Source organism: Brevibacillus schisleri (assembly GCF_055685845.1).
Map to the genome: position 1 here is coordinate 3,828,843 of NZ_JBVNDM010000001.1, position 12,132 is coordinate 3,840,974.

General features: G+C 41.2%; 11 protein-coding genes and 1 pseudogene. 5 read left to right on the forward strand and 7 right to left on the reverse strand.

Annotated features, from left to right (window positions below; translation table 11 throughout):
• Window positions 1–48: 48 nt before the first annotated feature.
• Window positions 49–792, reverse strand: coding sequence for an IS21-like element helper ATPase IstB (gene istB, locus ACUUHJ_RS17830; RefSeq protein WP_087349016.1), 744 nt, complete (start codon window positions 790–792; stop codon window positions 49–51).
• Window positions 789–2,192 (reverse strand): IS21 family transposase, encoded by a 1,404-nt coding sequence (gene istA / locus ACUUHJ_RS17835; protein ID WP_472299525.1) that lies wholly within the window; start codon window positions 2,190–2,192, stop codon window positions 789–791. Before istA (ACUUHJ_RS17835) ends, istB (ACUUHJ_RS17830) begins: the two co-directional genes overlap by 4 nt.
• 423 nt (window positions 2,193–2,615) lie before the next feature.
• Here istA (ACUUHJ_RS17835) and istA (ACUUHJ_RS17840) point away from each other — a divergent pair, with 423 nt between their 5' ends.
• The 4 genes from istA (ACUUHJ_RS17840) (at window position 2,616) to ACUUHJ_RS17855 (ending at window position 5,967) form a co-directional block, all read left to right on the forward strand.
• Window positions 2,616–4,118, forward strand: a complete 1,503-nt coding sequence (istA, locus tag ACUUHJ_RS17840; RefSeq protein ID WP_472298126.1) for an IS21 family transposase — start codon at window positions 2,616–2,618, stop codon at window positions 4,116–4,118.
• The gene (gene istB / locus ACUUHJ_RS17845; protein ID WP_092272886.1) at window positions 4,115–4,834 is read left to right on the forward strand and encodes an IS21-like element helper ATPase IstB; all 720 of its coding nucleotides are present in this window, start codon (window positions 4,115–4,117) and stop codon (window positions 4,832–4,834) included. The genes istA (ACUUHJ_RS17840) and istB (ACUUHJ_RS17845) overlap by 4 nt, the downstream gene beginning before the upstream one ends.
• 35 nt (window positions 4,835–4,869) lie before the next feature.
• Entirely contained in the window at window positions 4,870–5,208 is a 339-nt protein-coding gene (locus ACUUHJ_RS17850) for a hypothetical protein (protein WP_472299526.1), read from the forward strand.
• Window positions 5,209–5,307: 99 nt separating this feature from the next.
• On the forward strand, window positions 5,308–5,967 hold the full coding sequence (locus tag ACUUHJ_RS17855; protein ID WP_472299527.1) for an SOS response-associated peptidase: 660 nt from the start codon (window positions 5,308–5,310) through the stop codon (window positions 5,965–5,967).
• A gap of 255 nt (window positions 5,968–6,222) precedes the next feature.
• Here ACUUHJ_RS17855 and ACUUHJ_RS17860 read toward each other — a convergent pair whose 3' ends face one another.
• From ACUUHJ_RS17860 to ACUUHJ_RS17880, 5 genes are all read right to left on the reverse strand, one after another.
• Window positions 6,223–6,414: a leucine-rich repeat domain-containing protein gene (locus tag ACUUHJ_RS17860; protein ID WP_472299528.1), complete on the reverse strand. Its 192-nt coding sequence runs from the start codon at window positions 6,412–6,414 to the stop codon at window positions 6,223–6,225.
• A 237-nt stretch (window positions 6,415–6,651) separates the two neighbouring features.
• Window positions 6,652–8,277: a WG repeat-containing protein gene (locus ACUUHJ_RS17865; protein WP_472299529.1), complete on the reverse strand. Its 1,626-nt coding sequence runs from the start codon at window positions 8,275–8,277 to the stop codon at window positions 6,652–6,654.
• Between the two features lie 120 nt (window positions 8,278–8,397).
• Window positions 8,398–8,778 (reverse strand): DUF6262 family protein, encoded by a 381-nt coding sequence (locus tag ACUUHJ_RS17870; RefSeq protein ID WP_472301214.1) that lies wholly within the window; start codon window positions 8,776–8,778, stop codon window positions 8,398–8,400.
• A 204-nt stretch (window positions 8,779–8,982) separates the two neighbouring features.
• Complete coding sequence (locus ACUUHJ_RS17875) at window positions 8,983–9,585, reverse strand: tyrosine-type recombinase/integrase (RefSeq protein ID WP_472299530.1); 603 nt, start codon at window positions 9,583–9,585, stop codon at window positions 8,983–8,985.
• Between the two features lie 587 nt (window positions 9,586–10,172).
• Complete coding sequence (locus tag ACUUHJ_RS17880) at window positions 10,173–10,748, reverse strand: TetR/AcrR family transcriptional regulator (protein ID WP_472301215.1); 576 nt, start codon at window positions 10,746–10,748, stop codon at window positions 10,173–10,175.
• Between the two features lie 174 nt (window positions 10,749–10,922).
• On the opposite strand from ACUUHJ_RS17880, the pseudogene ACUUHJ_RS17885 reads away from it, so the two are divergent.
• Window positions 10,923–11,672 (forward strand): annotated as a pseudogene (locus tag ACUUHJ_RS17885) (SDR family oxidoreductase).
• Window positions 11,673–12,132 lie beyond the last annotated feature (460 nt).

Sequence of the window (12,132 nt, forward strand, 5' to 3'; positions counted from 1 at the left end):
ACCATGGCAAAAATTATTCCACCCGACGGGTGGGTAACTTTTTCATGATCACGATTGCTTCAGACTTTGCTTAAATCGGTAACTATCACCGTTCATTGCAAAAATGTGAGCTCGGTGCGTAAGTCGATCCACTAAAGCGGCCGTCATTTGTTCATCTTTGAACACTTGAGTCCAGTTAGCGAAGTCCAAATTGCTAGTAAGGATCATGCTTCCTTTTTCATAACGAGCAGCACAAAATTGAAATAGTAGCTCAGCACCTGTTTTACTTAAAGGAACAAAGCCTACCTCATCAAGAATGGCTAGATCGACTTTTAACCATTGTTTCTCCAATTGAAGCAAGCGCCTCTCTGATTGCGCCTCCATCAGCTCATTACACAGTTTGGCTGCTGTCCAGAATTGAACAGTGTAACCGTGACGGCAAGCCTCCATCCCAAGGGAAATCGATAAATGTGTTTTCCCGGTGCCTGAATTTCCGATAAAGATTACATTCTCAGCCTTCTCGATGTACTCGCAACGAGAAAGCTGGAGAACCTTCGGTTTATTTAGAGCTGGCATGACTGAAAAATCATATTGGTCTATGGTTTTAATTGTAGGGAACTTTGCTTGTTTGGTGCGGGATGCAATTTGATTCGCATCTCGTTGCAAAACCTCTTGCTCCAAAAGAGCCAAGAGAAAATCTTCATAAGGGATTTGACGCTCCATGGCATCATGAGCCATTTCCTTATAGGATTTCTTGATTGCGGGCAACCGTAGACGTTTTGCATAGGCTTCAAGTAAAAATGATGTACTCAATGAACCACACTCCTTTTTCGCAACAAGTCATTGTACTGAGTAAGATTAGGGGACTTTACTCGGATAACAGGGACATGGCTGTCAGTCTCAAAAGCAAGAGACGGAACCCGATGCTCTGGTATTGTTCGTTGGAGAAGAAGTTGCCTTACGGCATCGTACTGGAAAATCCCTTTTTGGGCTGATTCGCGCAATGTATTCTCCACTAAGGTGGGCTCGAACTCCCGATGCAATAAGAGAATACGAATAAAGTCTTTCATTCCTCCAGACCGATGTTTGCACCGATCTAGAAACTGGTGATAAACATCAGGCAATTTGGCCTTCTGCAAGGGCCGAGCGTAAAGAACAGATCCAGGACGGATCAACATGAGATCGAGGTAATGGTCATAATCGAAAATCTCTTTTCCTTTTTCAAAACAGCGTTTATGGGTAGCGATTAGCTCTCCATTATGATAGATCGCAAGATCATCAGCGTAAACTCGGCATACTAACTCCTTTGATGCATATGAAACAGGTACAGAGTACGCGTTTTGCTCAAAGGTAATCAAGGAGAGCGAATTGCTCTTGACGGTTACCATTCGACAGCAATCTAAAGGCTGAGGCGGAAGTGGCAACATACGCTCCTTATCTTCAATAAAAGCATCCGCCACTGTAATGGTTGATCGCGGAACCTCAAGGTTCTCGACCTGTCCTTTTTGATTCCCTTTTGCGGGCTCGCAAAAGTAACTTTCGAACAAATAGTGTGCTCGTAATTGGGTAAACCGTTCCTGTTCTTCTCGATTTTTCCCCTCCAGAATTTTTTTCACAGCTGTCTTTAAATTGTCGTAGACAATGGTTTGAGGTACGGCTCCAAGAAACTCGAAAGCATTTACATGACCTTGTAAAAGTGCTTCCTGCTTTTGATGAAAGAATGTTTGGATAAATATTTTCCGGCTATACGTGCAGCGCAAACAGAATACCTGGACGGTAACTTGCTTTCCAAACAGTAGGATATCCACCTCTCCCCAGTCGAATTGAGCAAACTTCCCTGGCGGGAATTCAAGAGGAACGTACGCTTTTGGCGGAGAAACTCGTAATTGTCTAACATAGCCACGAACGGTTGATTCGCCGCCTATGAAGCCATATTCTTCTACGAGTCTTTGATAGATGCGTTTGGCAGTATGTCGCTGCTTTGGAGGAGCATGTTCATCTTGACGCAGCCATTCCAAGATGATTGGTTTAACGGATTCAATGACTGGTTTCGGCTTCGGTTTAGAAAGCTTGTATACAGGAATTTCTGTTGTTGTTAAGGCTTTACGTATGACTTGCCGAGAATATCCTGTCTCTCTGGAAATTTGACGAATCGGTTTGCCTAGCACGAAGTGCTGTTTCCTGATAAACTCATAATTAGCCATCTGAAGCATTTCCTTTCCTCCTATATCTTGTTAGTCTCAGCAACTTCAAGATATAGGAAAGAGGTGCTCAGGTGGTCAATTTTTTTTTGAGCGTTATACTGCAAAGTGGTCAATAATTAGATTAGCATTCACAAATAATAAAAATGACCCCCAATGGTTACAGGCTGCGCGTCAAAAACGATCTAGTCGTTCATTAGAGCTTGGAGTAAAAGCAATAAACGAGTTAGTTCGTGAGGACAAGGAAATCACTTATTCACTTATTGTAAAAAAATCTAAAGAGATAGATCCAGATGGTAAGGGAATGTGTTTGGCAAAATAAAAGTACACACTTTGGCAACCGAAAAGTGCAGACCATTTCCGAACATGAAAAAAGCCTTGCCAGCTAACTAAACAACCCCCTACTCTTCTATTTGCGGAACAGATAGGAGAGGGATGAAAGGAATGCTGGCAATGGCTCAACAATACTATATCAAATACTTGCGGGACGTAAAAGATCAATCGATCTCCCAGATAGCAGAACAAACTGGTGTTAACTGGAGAACAGCAAAGAAATATGCAGATTGTTCGGACTGGAACAAAGAAGAGTGTCCTCTTCGAGGAAAATTCCCTATTATGGAAGCTTATCGTGAGCAAGTGGATACTTGGCTTATGGAAGATCAAACCCGCCCCAAAAAGCAGAGGCACACGGCAAAACGTATCTATGATCGCCTTGTTTCCGAATTTGGCTTTGCAGGATCAGATCGTACCGTACGGTACTATGTTGCCAAGCGGAAGTTAGAACTGCAAATCGAAAAATCGGAACCTTATATTCGTTTAAAACATCCAGGTGGAGAAGCTCAGGCGGACTTTGGAACATTTCAAGCAATTATTGGCGGTGAACTGGTAGAGCGGAAAATGTTGATCCTCTCCTACCCTTACAGCAACGCGGCATTTGTTTTTGTTACTCCGAAGGAGAACACCGAGTGTTTCTTGGAAGGGTTACGGCGGTTATTTGAGATGAGCGGCGGAGTGCCTAATCGAATCTGGTTTGACAATCTTTCAGCGGCAGTTGTATCTGTAGGAACCGATGGAAAGAGAAAGCTTACAGACGAATTTCAACGATTTGCTCTTCACTATCGCTTCCAGCCTGTATTTTGTAATCCAGCTCAGGGAAACGAAAAAGGACATGTTGAGAATAAAGTTGGTTATGCACGAAGAAATTGGTGTGTTCCATTACCTGTAGCCAATGATTTGGAACAACTACAGTATGTTATCAATCAGCAAGCCTTTGAGGATTTGAAAAGACTCCATTATGCGAAGGGAGTCTTACAGCAAGAGCTTTGGGAGCGAGAGAAAATCAAGCTTTTGGAACTTCCTCTCGTACCTTACGAGGCTTTCCGTTTAGAATCCGTAAAAGCCAATGGATACGGTGAAGTTCTCGTTGATCAAAAAACGTTAAAGGTTCCATCTATCCGTTCTCACGAACGAGTATGGCTGAAGTATTGGTGGAACAAAGTAGACGTACTAAATGACAGCTATGAAGTCCTCATTTCACTACCAAGGGGATATATAGACGAGCCGATCCCAATTGATCTGCAAACGCTGTTGGAGCCACTTTATAATAGGCCGAAGGCTCTCGATTACAGTTCTGTCCTTGCTTTGCTTCCCAGCCAAACAAAAGCTTTTCTTCAATCTGTGGAAGGAAAAAGTCGCAAAGCAAGAATCGGCTGGATCATTCGAATGCTAAGAACATACCAAATTGAGGAGATCGAAAGATGCCTTACGCAAGAAAAGCAGGATGATGTGAGTCGATTGGAGCATGTTCTGTACCGTTTACGTCATCCAGAGATAATCCCAACACCTATGAAAGACAATCGAACACCGTCTGTTTTCGTTGGGTATCAGCCAGATCTTTCGAGATATGATCAACTTCAACGGACGGAGGTACGAAAATGAGAGAAGAATTACGTCAACTATGCAAGCAGATGAGATTAGCACATGTCATGAATATCTATGATCAAGTACCGTTTGAACACCCAACTCAGTTTCTTCATGCGGTTCTATCAGCGGAACGAAGTTCCCGTGAGCAGGGAAAAATCCGACGATTGTTACAGAAAGCAAGATTTACGCAAATAAAGACTTTTGAAGGGTACTCTTTCGAGTCGGTTTCGCTACCTGAGAGTGTAACGATTGAGGAATTGAAGAGAGGCTCGTTTGTAGAACGAAAGGAAAATGTTATTTTGCTGGGTGCCGTAGGCACAGGAAAGACGCATCTGGCCACGGCAATTGGTGTAGAGGCGTGTAAACAGGGGAAAAATGTGAGGTTTTATCGGGTTGCAGAGTTGGTTTCCATTTTGCAAACCAAGTTTCATGCTGGCAATCTACCGAGATTTCAGAAGGAATTAATGGATGCTGATTTACTAATCTTAGATGAGTTAGGATTTGTTCCGTTTCACAAGGATGGTGCTGACCTACTTTTCCATCTAATCTCAGAATGTTATGAGCGAATCAGTGTCATTGTTACCTCGAATTTGGAATTCAGCCAATGGAATACGGTTTTCGGAGATAACCGTTTAACCGCTGCCTTGATTGACCGTCTTGTGCATCATGCTCACATCGTAGCTTTCACAGGAGAGAGTTATCGCCTTCGGCATGCTCTTTCCCACCGTTAATAATAAAAATTTAGCCTGGCAAGGCTATGCACAAAATGGCTGCCGAACTCTGCACTTTTTACTTGCCAAATACAAAGGGAATACATCAAAATACGATCCGAACGAACCCAGAACTTCATACATACTATGTTCAGCATAGTACTTCATATAAAAAGAAATTAGCAAAACAAAATCGTCGGAAAGTGAAAAAAGAGACTTCTAATATAAAGCATTTTCATCAAATTAAATTAGAACGAAATCTAAATGATGTCCGTAAACGTTACAGACACATGACAAAGGAGCAGTTAATAGATCAATTGATTTCTGCTGAACAATTTATTGCTGAAAAAATGCAGATTTGGATCTCAGAACAATTTAAGGCTTTTCCGAAATAATTCTTCCGAATTATTGTGAAGAGTTGTTTAACGGAACTAGTCATTCGAGGTACAGAATAGAACACTACGACCCTAAATCATTAATGAGGTGATTTTCATGTGTGGAAGATTTACGCTCGTGGTCTCAGATCCAGAAGTGTTAATGAATCGGTACGAATTAGAGGATGTCTCTTTCCCATTCAAGCGAGATATAACATTAGTCCTGGAACAATGATTCCAGCGGTCATCAATGACAAAGGAACCAATCGCATTGGATTGTTAAAATGGGGGTTAGTTCCTTCTTTCTCTACTGATGATAGGATGGGCTATAAATTGCTGAATGCCCGTGCAGAAACCCTAGTTGAAAAACCAAGCTTCCGTCACCTATTACCTAAGAAGAGATGTCTACTAATTGCTGACTCATTCTACGAATGGAAAAATACTGAGAAAGGCAAGACTCCCATGCGATTTATGATGAAAGATGAATCCATATTCTCTTTCGCAGGGTTATATGACACTTGGAAAACTACAGATGGTCGAGTAGTACACAGTTGCACTATCATCACAACCAAGCCTAATTCACTTGTGACTAACGTACATGATAGAATGCCGGCTATTATCCCACGCAAGCAAGAGGCGTTATGGTTAGATCGTAGTGTTACGAATCTGGACCTTCTGCAGTCGCTCCTCCAACCTGTTGATGAAAAAATAATGAAGGTGTACCCTGTTAGCTCAATTGTTGGTAATGTAAAAAACGATATTTATCAAGACCTAAAATGATAAAAGCTAATTAAATAAGGAAGTGCACATATTATACATGGACAATATGTGCACTTCTATTAGGATTATAAAATGCCCCCGTACCAGTACGAGTAACTCATCTCACCCAATCAAAACCGGACTTCGCCCCCTTTTTGCTCCAACTGCTGACGAACCTGAGTCGCTACCAAATTCGTTTTCCAATTAACAGGGATTTCGAACAGTTCCACTTCTTTCAGTAAAGGTAGTGAAGGAAGTGGTGAGATGTCCGTCACTTTAGTGTTGGTCAGAGAAAGTAGCTTTAGACTCGGATGATGCCAAAGGGGAAATGTCTTTCAATGGATTTTTATCAAGATACAAGGTTTTCAGTTGCGTTAATTTCCCATGCGATGGGATGGACTGAAGCTGGTTTCCGGACACATTCAACAGTTTTAACTGAGTAAGGTTGGAAACGAATCTTATGTTCATGAGCTTGTTATTAATTCATCGAAAGCAAAAAGTTGCAAATTACTTTTTTTCGATTATAGGCGTAAGGTTTTGATGGCGAGAGCTGACTGACGAAATGGGGGAGTCATTTTGTCATGTATTAATGAAGAGATCTTCCAGTTAATAAAGAAGGCTGCCCTCGTGGCAGCCATTGTGTAATAAAGCTTTCGGACCCGATAAAATTTATAGCTCATTTCTAATCCAAATTTTGTAGAAAGGTTACTGAATTTTACGTACAACTTTCCCTTGTTTGTTTATGTACCCCCACGTAGTTCCAGTATCATCAATGGAATTTGCTGCTAGACCAGCAATAAACATATTCGCATACTTATATTGGGGTTTCAAAATCCATTGATTTGACCGGTCGATATATCCCCATTTGCCACCTACACGAACAGCCGCCAACCCTTCAGAGAAAGGCTGAGCTTCGTCATACGTTGGCTCTATAACCCAGTTTCCTTTATAGTCGATATAACCCACTTTTGATCCATTCTCTGTTTTTATAGAAACAGCAGCAAGACCTTCAGAGAAATTACCGGCAAAGGGAAACTTCGATTCAATGACCATCCGCCCTGTTGAATCAATAAATCCTGTCCCTTGTCCTAAACTAACGGCAGCAAGACCTTCCGAAAACGGCTGTGCCGCAGTGTATTGAATGGGAGTGATCATTTTTCCAGAACGCATATCTACATAACCATAAAGAGGAGTTCCATCGGGTGTTGAATTTCTTACGAGTACCAGACCATCCTGATAATCACCTTCATATTCAAATTTAAGTTCAGAGATTACCTTGCCGTTTCGATCTATTACCGCACGTTTCAGTGTTTTTCCTTCCCAGTATTCAACTATTGCACGGCCATTGGAAAACTTAAAGGCATTATGGAATTTAGCAGGGATTACCAACCTTCCGGTTTCGTTGATATATCCAAATGAATCTGTAGATTCAGGATTTGTCTTTGAATTTGGTATTTGCACAAATGCCAGACCTTCCGAGAATTCTCCAGCTTCTTTATACTTTTGCTTGGTAATAAAAGTTCCCTGACGATTAATAAAGCTAATCTCTCTTACCGATGAAACGGGATCTACTCTTAAAATAACTTTGATAGGTTCATTTCCAAATGGTTCGGCAATATATTTATATTTCGGTTGAATAACGACCTTTCCATTGGGATCAATTAATCCCTGCTTTCCATTTACTGTTATTTCCCGAAGTACTTGCTTAGGCTTAACGAGAGTAGGGGAGAATTCACTGCCGCGTTTTTTCGCATGCTTTAGATCTTTATCTTCCAAATTTTTTATGAATTGAAGAGCTTCCACCCTTGTCAATTGGCCGCTTTTTTCAAAACCTTCAATGGTGTAGCCATTTCTCCCTTTGGCTAAGCCAACGTTAATTAGGTATTGGATGGAGTTATTCATGTCATATTGATAACCCTGTGAGTCTGCAATCAATTGAGCTACCTGCCCTCGGAGGGTAGGTTTTACATCTGAGATTCCATTCACTGTCCAATTGAGCTCTTTTGCTTTTTTATAAAATGGCTCTGCCCAATGCTTGATTGGTTTATCAAAGACGGAATTCTTGGTATTCGAATAGTATCGAAGCAGCATTACCAAAAACTCAGACTCTTTGACGGGACGGTCAGGTTTCATTGTATGATCGGGATAGCCTGAGATGATTTGTTTTTCTAAGCCCCATTGAATCGTTTGATAGCCCCAAAAGCTTGGTTTAACGTCTATGTATTGTTCTATGGATCCTGCGGATACTTCAGATGTATTAACAATCGGTAGCATTAACATTCCTACCACTACAAAACTGGAAATTTTTCTAATAAAATTGTACTTGATCACGCGTATTCTCCTTAACTTAGAGCTTTTTATCATTTTAGACGAAGCATTGCAGTAAAAAGTTTCGGAAACATTAAAGAAGCCGTCCCCTGGCTCGTGATGAGCAATGCTAACACTCGAAACTCATAGATTTTTATATACGTCAGCGTAGGCAACTTTTAATTGTTCACGTAGTTGTTTATTTTCATCTTCTATTTTTTTTATACGACGCTTTAAAGATGCAATGATAGCATCTTTATTATTTTCGTTCATCTCAAGGTTAAGTTGTTTAGGTGTTGGGACCAGTGCTTGCTTTAGCCGAAGAGACTCAATTCTCTTTCTGAGTTCTGGATTGTTATAGAGCGTTGCTTTACTAACTCCTGACTCGTTAGCTACACTATTAAAATTAATGCTTTTAAAAGCCTTTAAAAGCCGCTTAATAGCCTCATCAACCTTCATCAAGGTTTTGGCCTTTCTCTGTTCATGTAGAAGCTGTAACTGCCTTTTTCGGTCATAATTAACCATTTGACCCTTGTTTTCGCTTAACACGACCTAGTTGCCCAAAGATGATGTTGCCTTGTTTAATTGTGTTATATATGTCATGTAACCTATCTAAGTTCTTTTGATTTTTAACTGCAATTTCTTCGCGCCCATATTGTTGGGCTATCAATCATTTTCGATGTAGGGGTAGTACCAGCGTAGCTGACACCACCCGCAAAGTAGCAGAAATTATATGGGAAACTTATTTATGACCTCATTATATTCAAATTGTGCATCTGTAATAGCTAACTTTGAATATACCTCAAGCGATTTTCGACTTTCATGGCCGGAATATGGCTGAATAAACGCGTCGTCGATTCCTTGCTTTTTTAACCAGGTCAGTAGAAAGTGGCGGAGCTTGTGTGGTGATAGATTTTGAGTGAGTCCGGCTGCCTCGGAATATTTGGTCAAAATCTTGCGAATCCCCCGATCCGTGTATTTTTTCTTCCAGGAGGATTCAAATATATAAACCGCCTGCTTCTTTTTCATCGAATCTGCGTGCATGGCCAGCAGCTCTTTAAAGGTCTGTGGAAAAGGAACGATCCGATCCTTGCTGCCCTTTCCTTTATTGATCCGGATCTGGCAGTAATGAAAGTCGATGTCCGTCAACTTAATGTTGATTAATTCGCTGACACGGACACCAGTATACATCAGAGTTTTCACGATCATCATGTCCTGAAAATTCTTTGTCTTCCAGACTACTTCGTAGTATCGTTTTAACTCTTCTTCAGTCGGGACATAGGGTAATTTCTTGGATGCTTTCGGTACCTCTATTTCAAGCTCGTCTCGCACCGTTTTTTCTCAAACAGCCGGCGAAAGGCTTGCTTTTCAGTGAGCGTCTCAGCGCGTGCTTTTAACCTATATACTTAAGATTATGTTAAAGACTCAATACTAAAACATTGACGCTATAAAGTGGTAGTTCATATAAGGAGGCTTGAAGGATTAATAAGTGTACAGAGATATAAGTTTTAGACTGGCGTTGTTGATCTAATCAGTTTTTTTCATTGCTAAATCAGCTGTCTTCAGTTTTCTACAACCCTTGTTAAAAGAGTCAGAGGCAGTCCAGGACACGAAAATAAAGTCCTATACTGCCTCTTTTTCATTGAACTAACGTACCCATTAGTTCAATGCACGTACTATATAATCCACTTATTGGCATAAAGACATTGGCATCCGCAACGACAAGCTCTAACAGTCAATGAATAAGTAAGATTAGACGTGCATTTATTATAATCAAAGATCCCATCTTAAACTGCGCACATTCATACGAGGTTCAAGATGTTTTTTTATACTCTCAATTATCCCCCCTCCCCCTATCTAACCTAAGAAAACTCTTCATTAATCTGCAAGCCTTCATTAATACAAAAGAAGCCGCCAAATTAGCGACTTCCATGGGAAAGATGTTCGTGTCCTTCGACACCTCGGTTCAGCAAATTCCAAAATTGTTCAACCATGACCGATGGGGGATATGGCATCGAACGGATAATCCACCATTCCAATATACCCGCTGTTGCTGAAGTTAAAAATTGTACTGTAATGTCCCTGTTCATTTCCTTATCGAGATTGATTGAATTCAGATATTCACTCAGACTTTCCCCGAACATGGTCTCCATTTGATTTCGAAATACTGTGCTTCCCTTACTCTTCAGCATTATGGAGTAGAAAGAAGCATGTTGCTCCAAATATTCAAAAGTGTGAAGTAATGCGGTTTTGGAAGGGAGATGAACTAGGTGATCTCCAGACATACAATGTCGAAGTAACTGGTTAATTTGAGCTGCTATACATTGCTCGCGCAGATCGTACTTGTCATCGAAATGCAAATACACTGTTCCTCGATTGACATTTGCTTCTACCGCAATTTGATTGATCGTTATGCTCTCGAATTCCTTTTCTGACATCAGCCTCATAAAAGCATCTATAATCGCTTGTCTCGATTTTTGAATACGCCTGGCCAGATCCTTCTCCCCTTTATCCCATCCAAAAAAATGATCACTTCAAAGCCCTCTGTTGAAAAATCAACAACCGAGCTTGTTTTAACCATTGAACCCCATTTATCGCACTGATACATTCACTATATAAAACATATTTTGGTAATTGAACATATGTTCAAATTAAGAGGAGGTATAATTATGAAACTTACAGGAAACACGATTTTCATTACAGGTGGTGGTTCGGGAATTGGACGTGCGTTAGCAGAAGCACTCCACCATCTTGGAAATAAAGTTATTATCTCTGGTCGAAGTAAAGAGCGTTTGGAGGAGACAATCAAAGCGAATCCCGGCATGTCCCCAATGGAATTGAATGTACAAGACCCTGCCAGTATAGAAGGGGCTGCCAAGCAGTTAATCGAAGAATTCCCGGATTTGAATGTCTTGATTAACAACGCAGGCATCATTCAACCCGATGACGCGGCGGGCGTGATTGATGAGGATATTTTGGTTTCGACAGTCGCCACAAACTTGTTAGGTCCGATTCGGTTGACTTCTGCATTAATCGACCATTTGAAGTCCAAAGAAGAAGCCGTTGTCATCAACACGACTTCGATACTTGGATTTGTTCCGTTAGCGGCAACTGCTGTATACTCCGCGACGAAGGCAGCTCTTCATACCTATACGCTGTCCCAAAGATACCTGCTTAAAGACACATCGGTAAAAGTAATAGAAATTGTGCCACCATGGGTTCAAAGCAACAACGATGAACCGCGTGCAATGCCACTTGCGTCATTCATTGATGCAACGATAAAGATACTTGGTACGGATACAGACGAAGTTCTGGTCGAAGAAGCGAAAATGTTTTGAAATAACCCTGGCCCGAACGAAGGTGGTTTTGTGACCCAACTTAACGATACGATGAAGTCTGAGCCTCCAAAGATTCATTAATCCACCTATAATTCAATTTCAAAAATTTAGACGAACATGACTGTGATGTCTCCCATCACAGAAGACTTTCATACAGACCATAGTGAAGCAGATTGCCGTTCAGCAATGTCAGAAGCATCGAGACATTGAACTGGAATTCGACGAGACCCTACGACAGTGTCTGGTAGTCGCAGCCCCCTCCACCGACAAGGTGGACGGGGCTTTTTCTTTGGCCAGATATAAGTGCCCCTTCACGATTGTGATCTAGAGCATCTTCTCTTTCTGCTAAGCGAAAGTACCGTCAGAGGCGCATTCACTGCCAGCATCGACACTTCTGACACTTTTCTTGCCTAGCCTCGGGATGGGGATGGTTTAGGAATCCGAAGAAGTATGTACACAACAAGGTTTACCAGTGAACATCGTTTGATATTTTCTCGCTAATTAAGAAGTTGTTCAAATAAAAAAGCCCTCCCAGATTGTC

Coding starts and splice junctions, on each gene's coding strand:
- istA (WP_472299525.1), bottom strand. CDS start 2,192: ATGCTTCAGATGGCTAATTATGAGTTTATCAGGAAACAGCACTTCGTG.
- istA (WP_472298126.1), top strand. CDS start 2,616: ATGAAAGGAATGCTGGCAATGGCTCAACAATACTATATCAAATACTTG.
- istB (WP_092272886.1), top strand. CDS start 4,115: ATGAGAGAAGAATTACGTCAACTATGCAAGCAGATGAGATTAGCACAT.
- ACUUHJ_RS17850 (WP_472299526.1), top strand. CDS start 4,870: ATGGCTGCCGAACTCTGCACTTTTTACTTGCCAAATACAAAGGGAATA.
- ACUUHJ_RS17860 (WP_472299528.1), bottom strand. CDS start 6,414: ATGAACATAAGATTCGTTTCCAACCTTACTCAGTTAAAACTGTTGAAT.
- ACUUHJ_RS17870 (WP_472301214.1), bottom strand. CDS start 8,778: ATGGTTAATTATGACCGAAAAAGGCAGTTACAGCTTCTACATGAACAG.